At 42.2% G+C, this 15,217-nt stretch carries 14 protein-coding genes and 1 tRNA gene; 5 read left to right on the top strand and 10 right to left on the bottom strand.

What is annotated here, in order from left to right; translation table 11 throughout:
• The first annotated feature begins 453 nt into the window (after window positions 1-453).
• A tRNA-Pro gene (locus CDO33_RS19185) sits at window positions 454-529 on the top strand.
• A gap of 129 nt (window positions 530-658) precedes the next feature.
• On the opposite strand, the gene CDO33_RS19180 is transcribed toward CDO33_RS19185, so the two are convergent.
• The 5 genes from CDO33_RS19180 to CDO33_RS19160 form a co-directional block, all read right to left on the bottom strand.
• A complete protein-coding gene (locus tag CDO33_RS19180) occupies window positions 659-2,608 on the bottom strand; it encodes a TRAP transporter permease (protein ID WP_202849478.1) in 1,950 nt (649 codons plus the stop codon).
• Window positions 2,609-2,722: 114 nt separating this feature from the next.
• Window positions 2,723-3,205, bottom strand: coding sequence for a DUF1850 domain-containing protein (locus CDO33_RS19175; RefSeq protein WP_103080475.1), 483 nt, complete (start codon window positions 3,203-3,205; stop codon window positions 2,723-2,725).
• Window positions 3,206-3,224: 19 nt separating this feature from the next.
• The gene (locus CDO33_RS19170) at window positions 3,225-4,172 is read right to left on the bottom strand and encodes a TAXI family TRAP transporter solute-binding subunit (RefSeq protein WP_103080476.1); all 948 of its coding nucleotides are present in this window, start codon (window positions 4,170-4,172) and stop codon (window positions 3,225-3,227) included.
• Window positions 4,173-4,359: 187 nt separating this feature from the next.
• Window positions 4,360-4,968 carry an HAD family hydrolase gene (locus CDO33_RS19165; protein ID WP_103080477.1) on the bottom strand — a complete coding sequence of 203 codons (609 nt, stop codon included), beginning with the start codon at window positions 4,966-4,968 and terminating at the stop codon, window positions 4,360-4,362.
• 187 nt (window positions 4,969-5,155) lie between these two features.
• On the bottom strand, window positions 5,156-5,500 hold the full coding sequence (locus tag CDO33_RS19160) for a helix-turn-helix domain-containing protein (protein WP_202849479.1): 345 nt from the start codon (window positions 5,498-5,500) through the stop codon (window positions 5,156-5,158).
• Window positions 5,501-5,664: 164 nt separating this feature from the next.
• On the opposite strand from CDO33_RS19160, the gene CDO33_RS21005 reads away from it, so the two are divergent.
• From CDO33_RS21005 to CDO33_RS19145, 4 genes are all read left to right on the top strand, one after another.
• Window positions 5,665-5,817: a hypothetical protein gene (locus CDO33_RS21005; RefSeq protein WP_161496443.1), complete on the top strand. Its 153-nt coding sequence runs from the start codon at window positions 5,665-5,667 to the stop codon at window positions 5,815-5,817.
• Between the two features lie 286 nt (window positions 5,818-6,103).
• A complete protein-coding gene (locus CDO33_RS19155; RefSeq protein WP_103080478.1) occupies window positions 6,104-7,069 on the top strand; it encodes an ABC transporter permease in 966 nt (321 codons plus the stop codon).
• Between the two features lie 26 nt (window positions 7,070-7,095).
• Complete coding sequence (locus CDO33_RS19150) at window positions 7,096-8,004, top strand: carbohydrate ABC transporter permease (protein ID WP_103080479.1); 909 nt, start codon at window positions 7,096-7,098, stop codon at window positions 8,002-8,004.
• Window positions 8,005-8,074: 70 nt separating this feature from the next.
• A complete protein-coding gene (locus CDO33_RS19145; RefSeq protein WP_103080480.1) occupies window positions 8,075-9,772 on the top strand; it encodes an extracellular solute-binding protein in 1,698 nt (565 codons plus the stop codon).
• A gap of 120 nt (window positions 9,773-9,892) precedes the next feature.
• On the opposite strand, the gene CDO33_RS19140 is transcribed toward CDO33_RS19145, so the two are convergent.
• The 5 genes from CDO33_RS19140 to CDO33_RS19120 form a co-directional block, all read right to left on the bottom strand.
• Window positions 9,893-10,588 carry a response regulator transcription factor gene (locus tag CDO33_RS19140; protein WP_103080481.1) on the bottom strand — a complete coding sequence of 232 codons (696 nt, stop codon included), beginning with the start codon at window positions 10,586-10,588 and terminating at the stop codon, window positions 9,893-9,895.
• Window positions 10,589-10,713: 125 nt separating this feature from the next.
• A complete protein-coding gene (locus tag CDO33_RS19135; protein WP_103080482.1) occupies window positions 10,714-12,150 on the bottom strand; it encodes a sensor histidine kinase in 1,437 nt (478 codons plus the stop codon).
• Window positions 12,151-12,159: 9 nt separating this feature from the next.
• Window positions 12,160-12,912: an ABC transporter permease gene (locus tag CDO33_RS19130; RefSeq protein ID WP_103080483.1), complete on the bottom strand. Its 753-nt coding sequence runs from the start codon at window positions 12,910-12,912 to the stop codon at window positions 12,160-12,162.
• Window positions 12,899-13,624: an ABC transporter ATP-binding protein gene (locus CDO33_RS19125; RefSeq protein ID WP_103080484.1), complete on the bottom strand. Its 726-nt coding sequence runs from the start codon at window positions 13,622-13,624 to the stop codon at window positions 12,899-12,901. Before CDO33_RS19125 ends, CDO33_RS19130 begins: the two co-directional genes overlap by 14 nt.
• Before the next feature lie 200 nt (window positions 13,625-13,824).
• A complete protein-coding gene (locus tag CDO33_RS19120) occupies window positions 13,825-15,072 on the bottom strand; it encodes a hypothetical protein (RefSeq protein WP_103080485.1) in 1,248 nt (415 codons plus the stop codon).
• Between the last annotated feature and the right edge of the window lie 145 nt (window positions 15,073-15,217).

Genomic DNA, 15,217 nt, shown 5'->3' with positions numbered 1-15,217 from the left:
TGTTTTAATATGTTTATTTAAAACTAAATGTTGTGGCAACTGTTATGTCATGGTCGAAGTAGTTTGTTCCGGCAGTTTCCCGACCTCAATAGGAAAATTGCTGAACCTTTTATGCCTGATTTTGCTGGATTCAATATTAAATTGTCAATGTGGTTTACATAAAAACAAGAGTTTCCCAACTTTATTATAAACCATATATAATAGACGTATCAAGTTAAGGAAGTGTTTCATTTATATGACAATTATTTTTCATTTTTTTACAAGATATCCAATCTGCTTATATGATTGCTTGGAAAGAAATTCAGGTGTGGCACGAAAAATGCGTGACGCTGAAAATCAGCTTATTAAGAAGTAATTTCAAGAAACGGGGATTTATTTTTGCGGCAAAGGATTTGAAAGAATTGAATTAAGGGTGTTTATGTAGTAGAATATTCTACGTTGCAAATTTAATACCGGGGTGTAGCGCAGCTGGTAGCGCACGTGGTTTGGGACCATGGGGCCGGAGGTTCGAGTCCTCTCACCCCGACCAGTTAAAGCAAGGTTTACACAGGATGTGAGCTTTGCTTTTTTTGTTCTGTTAAAAATGCCTTTTAAATTAAAAGGAGCTGTCTCCAATTCTATTTTTGAGACAGCCCTTTTTTATTTATCCTGTAAGACTTTAGGCATTCAGAGCTTTTTGGCTTCTGTCCTTGATAACATACTGCTGGACAAAGACGAAGGCTATGAGGACCAATCCGATGATATCGGTTATCAGGTTGGGCTCAATCATTGCGAGGCCTCCGGCGATAGCCATAATTCTCTGCCACCAGGGCAGCTTTTTCTTCATGAACCCTTCTAGTCCGCCGGCTATTGCAAACATACCAATGGTTGAGGTGCAGATGATCTGAGCAACCCGGAAGACTGAGGTGTTTATCAGCAGCATCTCAGGACTGAGCACAAAGATATACGGTATGATGAAGGCAGTGATGGCCAGCTTGGTGGCGATGACGCCTGTGCGCAGCGGATTGCCGCCGGAAATAGCGGAACCAGCGTAGGCAGCCAAAGCCACAGGAGGTGTAATGTCAGCCACAATACCAAAGTAGAATACGAACATATGCGCAGCCAACACCGGAGTTTCAGGTATTAGCTTGAGAATAATGGGCGCTGTGATGGTAGCCATAATAACATAATTTGCGGTGGTGGGTACTCCCATTCCCAGTATGATACAGGCTATCATCGTCAGGAACAGCGCTACTATGTCGATACCGCCGGAAAGCATAAGCAGAGTATCGGCCAGCTTAAGACCGATTCCGGTAAGGGAAACGATACCTACAATTATTCCGGCTATTGAACAGGCGGCAGCAACGCCGATAGTGTTTTTGGCGCCGTTTTCCATAGCTTCAACAAACGTCTTTGGTGTCAATCGGGTATCCTTACGGAACATGCTGACTATGATTGCAGCCAGTATGGCAAGGCAAGCAGCCCTGGAAGTGGTATACCCTATGGACATTGTCACGACGAGCACAACTATGGGTATGAACAAATATCCTTTTGTCAGGAAGAGCTTGAAGAAGCTGGGGAGGGATTCCTTGGGAAGCCCTTTGAGTCCCTGCTTTTTAGCTTCAAAATGCACCATCAGGAAGATACCGGTAAAATAAAGCACGGCAGGGAAGATGGCTGCGATTGCAATGGTGGCATAAGGCGTTTCTGTCATTTCAGCCATAAGGAATGCGGCGGCACCCATGATGGGAGGCATTATCTGGCCGCCTGTAGAGGCAGCGGCTTCCACGGCTGCAGCAAAGTCCTTATCGTATCCGGTTTTCTTCATGATAGGGATGGTAACACTTCCGGAACCTACGGTGTTGGCAACCGAGCTACCGGAGTACATACCTTCCAGTGCACTGGATATAACGGCAACCTTGGCCGGGCCTCCGCTGGCAAAACCTGCTACGGAGTTTGCTATTTCTATGAAAAAGGAACCAATATTAGTTTTTTCCAGGAAAGACCCCAGGATGATAAACAATACGATAAATGTGGAGCAAACGCCTATGGGAGTACCGATTACTCCATCGAGGGTATAAAAAAGCGTGTATACGATACGGTTAACTGAATAACCGGCAGTGAAAGCATAGACAATAAAGGCTGCAGCCACTACCAATATCGGTATTCCAACAACCCTTCTGCACACCTCTGCGATTATTAGTATTCCGACGATACCTATTATCACATCCAACCCAGAGATTCGGGTAGCCTTCTGAGCCATTGCTGAAAAATTCAATGCATAGTAGAAAAAGCATCCGGTGCCCACAATTCCAAGTATGATGTCATACCATGGGACGAAATTTTGCCTCTTGGCTGACTTCTTCCTGGCAGGATAAAGCATGAAGGCCATGAAGATAATCAGTCCTACAAAAGAGGATCTTCTGATTTGTTCAGGCCATGTGCTCAAAAGGTTCATATAAAAAGCAAAAACTGAAAAGGCTGCCAGAATGTAACGGACAACCACTCTGGGTACACCTTTGTAGTGTCTTGTATTGGATTCGCGGTCATATTCCGCCATAAGGGCGTCAACATTGACCTGCTCAACATCACCCATTGAAGAATGGGCTTTGTTTGTGGTTTTAGACATGCATAATCCTCCTTTTTAAAATGGGTTATAATAATATAATAATTCCAAACGAAAACCTGATGGAAATAAAGTACAGCTCACAATCATTTGGATTTTTATCCGAACTGTATAAGATTATGGGAAAAGCTTCCGCCCACAGGAAAAGCTGACGGTGGTGTTTCGCCCGCAGAGTTCCCGGAGGCTTATCGATTTCCCGTTGATTTCAAGCATGTGGTCTGAGACAGTACCTACAATATAGGAAAGACTGTCCATGCGGCGTTCAAAACCTCGTACGGTCATGGAACCGTCCTCACCATATTCCAAAATCTGACCTTCTTCTATTTCGGTTTGCACACCGGCACCAAAGGAGTAATAGGTTGTCTGCACAACGTAGATCTTACCGCTACGGATTTCATATACGTCAGTTACCGGGCTTTGGTTTACAGAATGAATAAAAGTGATGGAGAACCGGTCTCCTTCCTTCACAGGGTAGGCAGCAATCAGCTTACCTGTATCTCCGTCCTTCAAGAGAAGGCATGGTATAGAAACCTGATAATAAATAAAAACAGAGGCAGCGATTATGACCACAACCGCGGCCCCCGTTAAAAACCGCTTCATTTATGTTCCTCTATATTCCTTAAAGAACTCCAATTTCTTTGTAATATTTCAGTGCACCCGGATGAATCGGGATGGATATACCTGAAACTGAATATGCCGGATCGAGTTCGGCTCCTTTAGGATGTGCCTTGGCAATCTCATCAGCATTTTCAAAAAGAGCTTTGGTCATATTGTATACCAAGTCCTCATCCAAATCATCAGAAACAATATAAGTGGCGACAACAGCTACGGTCTGTACATCGGAATCAACACCCTTATAAGTGCCGCCGGGAACATTGTACTTGGTGTAGAACGGGTAGTTGGCAATCAGCTTATCGGCATGCTCATCATCAACTTCCAGAAGCTTTATGCTGTTGGAAGTAGCAAGTTCTACGATAGCTGTAGTAGGAGCACCGGCCACACAGAAGAAGGCATCTATCTTGTCGTCTTTGAGAGCGGTAGCACTGTCATTGAAGCTGAGATTATGGACTTCGATGTCATCGAAGGTCATGCCGTATACCTCAAAAATCTGGCGTGCATTGAACTCACATCCGGACCCGATGTCACCTACAGAAACGCGTTTGCCTTTCAAGTCTGCAATGGAATTGATGCTGCTTTTGCTGACTATTTGGACGACCTCGGCATAACATCCTGCCATAGCAGAGAAACCTTTAACCGCTTCACCTTCGAAGAGGTCTATGCCATTGTAGGCGTAATACATAACGTCATTTTGAACGATTCCAATATCTGCTTCCTTATCAGCAACAAGCAGGATATTTGCTTTTGAAGCTCCCGTGGATTGAACAGAAAAATCAAGATTATTGATCTTGCTGGATAAAACCTGGGAAACAGCTCCGCTGAAAGCATAGTATGTACCGGTCGTGCCTCCGGTAGCCATTTTCAATGTATTTTTGCTGCTGCAACCTGACAGAAGCAACGCAAAAACCAATAACATAACTAGACCGATTACTAGTATCTTCCTTTTCATGTTTACCCCCATATGAAATGATAATTTTTGTAAATTATGGCATTTTTATATAAAGACTAACCATATTACTTATAAGTTTATAATAATATTGCTCTTTTTTCAACACTTTAATTCATTAAAGCTATGGCATATCGACATTTTAATAACGTTTGACGTTTTTTTATCGGGAAGGGTTCCCAAATAGGTATTAAAAACAAATACCGTAGGCTTTCAGCTTTTTTCTCAGATCCTCAGCACCGGTAAACAGTATGGTTTTGAAATTCAGCTTTGCCGCAGCCTCAATGTTTACCTGCGTATCATCTATAAATACTGATTCCTCAGGCAAGAGCCGGTACTCTTCCAGCAATCTTTTATATATGCCCTCTTCAGGCTTAATCAGCTTTTCCTTAAAGGATACTATTCCTCCGTCAAATAGTTTAAAAAAGTCATAGCGCCGGGTTATATTGTCAAAGGCCAGCGACTGGAAGTTGGATAAGTAATAGATATTATAGCCTGCAGCTTTCAAGTCCCTTGCAATATTAATGTTATCCTCAATGGGTGTAAGGATATCATACCAGTTTTCAAAAGCGAGCCTTATCCAATGCCCATTCTGAGGATTTCTGCCGGCCAGGGCATTTATGGCCTCTTCCTCTGTAATCGTTCCTCTGTCAAGCATCAGCCATTCTTCGCTTAAGAATACCTGTTTGTATATTTCCGAAGCTTTATCGGGATCTATGATCTTTGTCTTTAAATGTTCCAACGGTTTGAAAGACAACAACACATTGCCTATGTCAAATATGATATTTTTGCAGACCATATGGGCAGTACCTCCGTAATAAATTGTGATTATATAAGAATATACGGCAATTTATATTATTATATTATCAAGGGCCTGCCCTGTAAATGGGGGATGAAACAGATTAGATGATTTGCTTTACCTGAAAAAATGATGTTTTTGTGGATGTAGGGTTAATGGACCGGCAAATTACTGCTATTAAAACGGGTTACGGAGATGGTGGAGATTTCTTTTCCTGCAGCTCCAGAAAAGCTTTGATCTGTTTTAAAGCGTAGTCCTGCAGATCGGGATTGAGGGACTCAAATATGCGGATGGCCTCCGACAGATTTTTACTTCTTTTGTCATTGATAAAAACACTCCCCTCTCCGGTTTCCAGCCAATCCTGATTTACATTAAAGGTGGAACATAGATGCTGAATAAATATTTTCTGCGGCTTTGCCCGATTATATTCTATATTGGCTATAACATCCCTGCTGACTCCCAATTTGTCACCAAAATCTTTTTGTGACATTTTTAAAAGGGTTCGTACTTCTCTTATTCTTTTGTGCAGCATTAAAATCACCTCGTATCATCATAATATACAAAAAATAATATACAAAAAAAGTGTGTTTGTCAACACAACAAAAAATATAAAAAATTTCCAAAATTAAATGTTGACTGACACAAGATTATGTGATATGCTGTGTTTATAAACACACTCTAAGGAGGTTTTTGTGTATGAGTAAAACCGAAATCCTGTCTAAAACATACGAAAAGCTAAACCCCGAAAATCAAAGTTATGCCTTAGGTATCCTACAAACACTAAAGTATATGCAGGACATTATAAGTAAAAAGATTTCAACTGATAAAGCTGGGAAGCAGAAGAATTGAAAGGAAGCAGCAAATCAGACAGGTTACATTTTAACTAAATTTCCTCCGACACAGATTCATAAGAACTCTATACGTGTAAAAAACGTAGCATTTTCTATATAATTTCAAACATTATGAAAAAGTAAAAAATCTATAGCTGCATATATCAACAACCGTGTATGGTAATGATATATAAAACTTGTAAGAACTAAATTGCCCGATTGTGCATATTGCTGTAAGTGAAAGGGTTTATTTATTGCGGTGTTTTTGATTTTTGCAAGATTAATGAACTGGAGGATGTACATGCATGAGTAAACAGATTGCTTTACAAAAGTCAGGCTCTCTCCGGAAAAAGGATGGATTTATCAAAGGCTTCATTAAGCAAATTGATCTGCAGCTTTTAGTAATACCTTCTATCATTCATATCATAATTTTTTCTTATATTCCGATGTATGGAATAATCATGGCTTTTCAGGAATTTCAACTGGGGGATTTCCCGGGAATGAGCCGATGGGTTGGATTTTTACATTTTAACCGCCTGTTTTCAGATCCAAACTTTACTACTGTGCTTCGCAATACTGTAGTAATAAGTCTTCTTAAAATGCTTATTAATTTCCCCGTTCCGATAATTTTTGCCGTCATGCTGAATGAAATAACCCACAAGAACTTAAAGAGAGGAATTCAGACGATAAGCTATCTTCCCCACTTCATTTCATGGGTAGTAGGCGCCACATTGTTGTTCGACTTTTTCTCAGTTGACAATGGCGCGGTAAATTCTGCTTTACAGGCTCTTGGCTTGATTGAGAGGCCTATACATTTCTTTGGTAAAGGCGAATATTTTTGGTGGATGGCTGTAGGTACTGACTTATGGAAGGAACTGGGATGGAATTCAATTATATTCATAGCTTCCATCACATCTATAGATTATGAGTTATATGAAGCGGCAGAAATTGATGGGGCAGGGAGGTTCGCAAAGATGTGGTATATAACAATTGCATCCATCATGCCAACCATCATTCTGCTTCTCATCTTTACAATAGGCAACCTGCTGAATACAAACTTCGATCAGATTATGATGCTGACAAACCAGATGGGCAATGCCAGACTGCGGGATTTCGCCGACGTAATCGACACATATGTGTACAGGGTTGGTCTACGTGAAGCCAGGTACTCTTATGCGGCAGCTGCAGGTTTATTCAAATCGGTGGTAAATATTCTTCTCCTGCTGGGAGCCAACAAACTGGCGAGCAAAACCGGAAATGAAGTAATTTAATAACATTATCCTATGGAGGCATATGTATGAAAAGAAGAAAAACCTTTGGCGATAGGCTGTTCGATACCATAAATATTTTAATTATGGTTATCATAGTGCTGGCAACGCTCTATCCATTTATAAATTCAGCGGCAATATCCTTAAATGATGCGAACGATACGACGAAGGGCGGGATAACCTTTTATCCGCGTGTATTTACCCTGCGCAATTATGAACTGATCTTTACCAATCCCAAAGTCTATAATGCCTATCTCATCACGATAGCCAGGACGGTAATCGGGACGATCAGTGCACTGCTGTTTACTTCCATGCTTGCCTTCGGAATGGCCCACAGAAATTTAAAAGGAAGAAGGTTTTACACTATTTTGTGCATTATCCCGATGTATTTCGGCGGAGGCCTCATACCCTATTATTTCCTTATTAAAGGACTGGGTATGATGAACAGCTTCTGGGTCTATATAATACCGTCACTGGTAGGCATCTGGAATATGATACTTATGAGGACATATTTTATGGGTATCCCTTCATCCCTGGAGGAATCGGCGCGTATCGACGGAGCAAATTACTTTACGGTATTTTTCCGGATCATATTCCCTGTGTCCATGCCGATTGTCGCCACTATAGCGCTTTTTATCGGTGTGGGGCAGTGGAATGCCTGGTTCGATGCATCCATGTTCATTACAAAACAGGAACTGAAGCCCATGCAGACTGTGCTTCTCTCCATCATTTCAGAAGCTAAATTTGCCCAGCAGCTGGCACAAACCACAGCCGGCGCTGCTGCAGATGCAAGCAACATCGGTAAGGGAGTACAGGTCAATGTACGTTCTATAACCATGGCGACCATGATAGTAACTATATTGCCCATCATTATGGTATATCCGTTTTTGCAGCGATATTTTGTTAAGGGTATCATGATAGGCTCACTCAAAGGATGAAACGGTCAAATCCGATGCCGTTTTATCATATAAGCAATCCATTTCAGTCAAAAAAATTAGGAGGTGCAAAATGGACAAAAAGAGAATTCTTTGCCTTATTCTGGCAGCATTCATGCTTGTCGGTATTGCAGTAGGCTGCGGCAAGACCTCTGAATCCGACAAACCCGCAGAAACAAAGGAAGAAGAAAAAAAGGATACCACCACAAAGGATGCCACAACTGGTGAAACTGCGGACAGTGAGGAACTTGAGCCCTATACTTTCACCCACTATTTCAACTATGACTGGTGGGGCTTAAAACCCTGGGGAGAAGACGAAGTCTCAAAAGCATTGAAGGAAAAGTTCAATGTACATGTGGAATTTTCCAAACCCGACTCAGATCCGCAGGCTAAGCTTAATGTCATGATTTCGGCAGGAGATTTGCCGGATTCCATCATGATGGACAGAGGCGTGGACAATATCAAGCTGGCTGAATTAGGCTTACTGCAGCCCCTGGAGCCTTTCATGGAGAAAAACAAGAACTATGAGAATAACATATTACCGTCTACGATAGAGATGCTCAAGATTAATGGTAAGCTGTACGGCATACCCAACTGGGCAAGAAAAGCAGCTTCAGGCGGTAATGATGCCTGGATTTACAACCTGAGATTGTATCAAGAAGCAGGAAGCCCCAAGCTTGAGACCTTTGAGGATTTGTACAATTTTGCTATGAAGGTGAAAAACGAAATACCAACAACCAAGGAAGGATTGTCTACCATTCCTGTGATAATGGACCAGTCAACTGACGGATGGAGATTTGCCAGGGCATTCTACCGTTCTTATGGAGGTGTGCTGGAAGGCTGGTACACTGTTTACAATGGTAAATACCAGCTTGCTTTCAGAGATCCTGTATTCAAGGAAGCTTCTCTGGAGATCAACAGATGGTGGAGATCGGGTCTTATATCCGAAACTCAGTTCACGGATACCCCAGAGCAAATCCTGGAAAAAATTGTAGCAGGGCGCACCGCACTGCTGTTCTATGACCAGTCTCTAGACGAGACAAACAAATTCCGCAGGATACTGAGGGAAACATATCCGGATGACAGCTATGAGATGGTATCACCTTTCCCGTATCCACCGGCCAAGGGACTGCCAACTTCTAAGATTTATGCGGACCATCAGTCTACGGTGGGTTGGAATGTTACCTGCATCACTACGAAGGCTGAAAATCCTCAGAGGATTTTTGACCTCTGGACATATTTCCTGACAGAGGAAGCAGCAATACTGCAGATGTATGGACCTCAAGGCCAGTATTGGGACAGCCTGGACAGCGACGGACTGCCTATACTTAAGAAACCCGAATCCGAATTGACAACGGATGAAATCAACCGTTTGGGCCTCTGGTTCTGGATGATACCGGGACAAAGCGATAACGTGGACAGAATAAAGTTTGCGGTAAATGCAAAGCTGCCCAAAGAAAAACAAAACTGGGTAATAAACAATCAGGCTAATGTATTGACGCCCATCATGTGGCTGACCGATGAATTTGTGGGAATAGGCGACGTGATTGATCCAAAGAGTGAAGAAGGCATTAACAGGACACTATGTGAAGATTTCATAAAAGCCAACTATCCAAAGATGATTATGGCGGAAACTGCTGAGGAAGCTGAAAAGATTTACGAGTCCATAATTGATTTTTGTGATAAGAATGGAATGCCTGCAATTGAGGAAGCTTACGACAAGAAATACAAGGAAAATGTAGCGCTTGTCGGAACAGGCCTGAAGAAATAATACTATAACGAAGCTTTCATATAGCTGAGAGCAACACATCCGATCTTCAGCCGGCCTTTTAGATGTCAGCACATTTAGAAGGCCGGCTTTTTATTTTCAAAAAGGGCTTACGGTGGATGTTTACACCCTGAACCGGTATCCTGCGCCCCATACTGTTTCTATATACTGAGGGTTTGACGGGTCGGTTTCGATTTTCTCCCTTATTCTTGCCACATGCACGGTGACAGTGGCGGCATCCCCAAGGGAATCAAGCCCCCAAATCCTCTCGAAGAGTTCTTCCCTTGAGAAAACCCGGTTGGGGTTCTGGGCCAGGAATAAAAGCAAGTCAAACTCCTTCTGGGCCATATTGACTTCCTTTCCGTTTACAAAAACTCTCCTTGCATCTTTATTTATTTCCAAGCCGCGAATTGCTATCACCGTATCATTCTTTACATTGGCATACTTGTTTTTCAGCCTTTCATATTTTGATATGTGGGCATTAACCCGCGCTACCAGTTCACCGGGGCTGAAGGGCTTTGTTATATAGTCGTCGGCTCCTAACCCCAGGCCCCTTATTTTATCAATTTCTTCTTTTTTAGCAGAAACCAGGAGGACAGGGACATCCATGGTGTCACGAACATGCCGCAGGATTTCAAATCCGTCTATTCCGGGAAGCATGATATCCAGCAGTATTAGGTCGTAGTGTCCGGATTCGATAGCCTTGAGGCCGGAAATGCCGTCACTGCATATATCTACGGAAAAACCACCTATTTCAAGATAATCCCTCTGAAGCTCAGCTATGCTCTGGTCATCTTCAACAATCAGTATTTTCTTCACAACAAAACCTCCAGAAAATTCTTGTTATATTCATATTATATTACTGTGTAATAAGCAAAACCGATTTTGGACGTGTTGATGCCCACACGGCCAAAGCCGGATCAAAGAGCCTGCGGTGCTTTGATTTACATTACCTTTCCCAGGGAAATCATTATGCTGGTACCCTGGTTTTCATGGCTTCTTGCCCATATTTTGCCGCCATGACCTTCTACTATTTGCTTTGCAATGGCCAGACCGAGTCCGCTTCCGCTTATCTTGCTCCTGGAAGCATCGGCGCGGTAAAACCTGTCAAATACCTGGGAAATTGCGGTTTTTGGTATACCAGCACCGTTGTCCCGTATTTCAACAACAATGCTTGAATTGGTTTCCCGAAGGATAATATCTATTTTGCCTTCGGCTTTGTTCATATACTTTCGCGCATTATCAATTATATTTACCACGACTCGCCTCATTCTGTCCCTGTCTATCAGGACATGTCTGCATTCTTTAAGCTCATTGTGAAGCTCTATTTTTATGTTGTATTTTTCCAGCTCCGTCTCATTATCTGTTATGCTGTCTTCAAAGTACTTTACTATATCGGTCTTTTCAAAATTGAAAGGTATCTGCTTGAGGTCAAGCTTGGAGTACAAAAGGAGGTCGTCAATCATCCCGTCCACCTGAAGCGCTTTGGAATATATGGTTTTCAAATACTTCTGCAGCTTTTCTGGTGTATTGGCGACTCCGTCCATTATACCTTCCACATATCCTTTTATGGAGGTGATGGGGGTTTTAAGATCATGGGATATGCTTGACACAAGCATCTTCCTGTTTTCATCGTATTTCATCTGGGTGTGTACGGACTCCTTTAATTTCAACCTCATTTGCTCAAAAGATCCGCACAGTTCCTTTATCTCATCGTCCCCTTCCACGATTACCTCATAGTCGAGATTGCCGTGGCTGATTTCTCCGGCGGAAACCTTTAACCTTGCAAGGGGCTGCAGTATGCTTTTTGACAATACGTAGGACATCAGCAAACTGGTTGCCAGATAAGAAATTATGAACACGAGCAAGGAAAATACGGCAAAGTTCTGGGTCGCCTTTTCGCTACTTTCCACAGGGGCAAGGAATATAGCCCATCCGCTGCTTCCATCCTTGAAATTCAGCGTTATAGTTCTTACAATAAAGGGTATTCCACTCAAATAAATGGATTTACCGGTATATATTTCATCAGAACTGTGTATGCACTTTTCCAAATCTATTTTGCTCAGCTTTCTGGTGGAGAATATCACATCATGATCTTTTAGGAATATGACATCCACATCCACTGCGGACAACCTATCAGCGATATTTTGCTGAAAATCCTTTTCCATGATCCTTTCAGGATTGTCCTTCATAAGGATGCTGCTTGCCTGAAAAATCTCATATTGCTTTTTTGTAAAGTTCTCCAGGCTCTCATAGCTTATATCCTTCCTAAATAGCCCGGCAGAAACATATATATAGGCAAGAGATGCAACAATGGTTATTATAAAAGGAATAATAACTAATGCGGCATTGGATATTGCCAAACGCTTCTTTAAATTCATATCTCCACCTTAAAGATCCTTTTTATCAAACAGGTAGAAGCCTGCTGTAAAAAACATTATACCATATCCCAGCATTATAAATAACTGCCTCAAAAGTTTCATAAGCGGTATGCTGCTCGCAATCCAGAGGTTGTACCAGTCGATCATCGAGGTGATGAACAAGCTGGAATACCTGGGGAAAATAAATCCCAGGGCTTTTAAGGATATGAACAGCAAAATCGTGAGGAAAAAAACTGCTCCGCTGCTTTTCAAAATATTTGAGAAAAAGGTTATGATTATAGCCAGAACCAATATCGGAACCAGCGTAACCAGATATGAAACTACAATTCTAAGGAGGCCAACTCCGGTAAACGATGCCGTATTAAACAGAAAACCTGTCAATACGGACAGGACCATCACCACCAGGAGATTTGACAGCGCAAAAAAGGCTATGGCGGTAACTTTGGCCGAATACAATTTAATCCTGCTTACCGGCTTTGTCAACGCGATTTTCATCGTATTGTGGGAAAATTCGCCTGAGAATGTATCTATGGTCACCAGGGCGGTAAAGAGCGGAAGTATTGTATTGGCGAACACCGACAGCACCAAAAGAGGAAACTCGGTGCTGCTTGCTCCCCGTACGCCAAGGCCGCTTCTTATGCCTATAACCACCAGCTGGCCGAAAATGATTGTTATCAGCGAAATTACAATTATCACTACAGCTTTTTTCCTTTTGTACATTTTTTCTATTTCATTTATGAATGCAGCCTTAAACCTTTCCATTTCTGTCTACCTCACTAATAAAATAGTTTTCCAGGGAAGCGTAGTTGTTCAGGATATTCTCCGTGTAGTCAACATTCAGAATTCTTCCTCCGAATATGATGCCCACCCGGTTGCAGGTAAGCTCTATATCATGAATGAGGTGGCTTGATATGAAGAATGTTGTTTTTTCCTCTTCCGCCATCCTCTTAATGAGTTTTCTCACTTCCACCATTCCTTCGACATCCAGGCCGTTCAAAGGTTCATCCAGGATTATCAGTTCAGGCCTTGAAAGTATTGCGGCTGCAATACCAAGACGCTGCTTCATGCCGAGGGAGAAATTCTTTACCTTTTCGTTTTTGAATTTATATATGCCTGTGAGTTCAAGCACTTCGTCAATCCTGCGGCCGTCCACATCTCTGTAATATCTGGAAAACTGCCTTAGATTTTCATAGGCAGTAAGGTATGGATAAGACTCGGCGGTTTCTATTATGCATCCGACCTTATCCATGGCTTTTTCAAAATCGTTGCTGATGCTGTGGCCAAAAATGATTACATCACCTGAGTCAGCTTTCATAAGCCCGGTCATTATTTTCATCGCAGTGGTCTTTCCGGCGCCATTGGGCCCCAGAAAGCCAAAAATATCACCCCTGTTAATATCAAGGTTGATATCCCATATGCCTCTTCCGTTTTTATATGTCTTAGTCAGATTCTTTATTTCGAGAACTTTTTCCATAAACATTCCCCCAAATTTATCCCGAGTATCCGTTCCGGTTCATTATAATACCGAGCCTTCAATGATTGAATGATTGGTTGAACCTCGGATGCTTATTATTTTAGAATGATAGCTTATTAATAAAATAATACAAATTCGGCTCGATATCATGCAGCCATGCATCAGGCGCTGCTCATGCAGCGCCTGGCATAACTTTTTTACTAGTCAAATACCCTGGAGAAATTGCCGTCATAGTCCAAGCTTGACCTACCATTAGTGAAGTAGAAATACAACTTTCCTGGTGTAGGATCAAAATGTATGTTTCCCGACTGTTCATTGCCGGAGGGATCGGTATAGGTGAATTGTGCCGAATAGGGGTCCGTGATTTCTGCATCGAAGCGGAAATCCAGCGCTTTTGCTGCATAATCGGCATAATTCTCATCGTAAACTTCATAATAATGCCCGGACACATTCTTATCGTCGATATGGGCTATTTCGAGTATCCTCTCACCAATTTTGACAAATGTGTCGTTCTCTACTATTACGATATTATTGCTGTATTTTCCTACATACCTGGCAGTGATTTCAGGTCCTCCCAAATCTCTAGCCGTTGATTTCTGCACATTTTTGCCCTCCAGGTTAGGCTTGGACACTTTGGTTGAATCAATATCATACACCTTTACCAAAGCTTCGGCAGTGATATCATGGGTGACGCCGTTAGAATCCTTGCCTGACAGTACGCCTGTAGCCAGGACGCTTTCCAATATGCCGTCCTCATTGACAAAAGCCTTGCCGGACACGCTTTTAACATATACGTCCTCAAGGGTTGCCGATGAGGTTTTGCCGTCCGGTGATATAAGTACATTGGAAGTGTTTTGCTTCAGCAAAAAGGAGGTAACAGCGTTCACCAGGGCAGGGATCTGGCCTTCATTCAGATTGCCGGACAACTCCTTGCTCCCATTGGATTTTTCTTCAACTACCACATAGTTTTTAAGATCACCCACCAGGGCATCAAAAATCTTTTCCAAGTCTTTTGCATGGCTATCCTCAAAAGGATTGGACGAAGGTTTGAAATCATAATCCTTTGAGTATTCAGTTACATAATAAGTATCGGTACCTTGATCGTACCATATGGAGCTGCTGCTGTCCCGGTAGGAGAAATAGGACCTGTTGTTCTTTCCGTTGTATTCCTCAACGGATGAATGGGATTCAACAGCCTTTTTCGTGTTATCCACCTTCTCTAGTGAACTCTCCGACATCAGCACTTTATCATTGTCCTTCACTGTAAAAACACTCTCGATGGTATAGCTCTGCATCTTGTCGCTCATGCTCTTAGCTGTGAATTTGACAGAATCTTTGAGCAGATCATAGCCGGTTTTGGAGGCTATGTCGGCAAAGGCTGTCGTGACAAACATAGTAGCGCCTAGAAGGAAGCTGGCAGCCATAACTATTTTTTTGTTTGTTTTCATTATAATATCTCCCCTTCTTGTAAATAGCATATACCAGTGGAAAGTATAGATGCATGGGACCGATTACAATCCGGCGCCGGCTGATATGTCAATCCATACTTCCTATTATATATTTTACCCTCTACATATTGAATTCCCATAAATC

The sequence above is a fragment of the Clostridium thermosuccinogenes genome (assembly GCF_002896855.1).
GTDB classification, from domain to species: domain Bacteria; phylum Bacillota; class Clostridia; order Acetivibrionales; family DSM-5807; genus Pseudoclostridium; species Pseudoclostridium thermosuccinogenes.
Note: the sequence above shows the minus strand (reverse complement) of the source record. Positions and strands in the feature narration are given on the sequence as shown.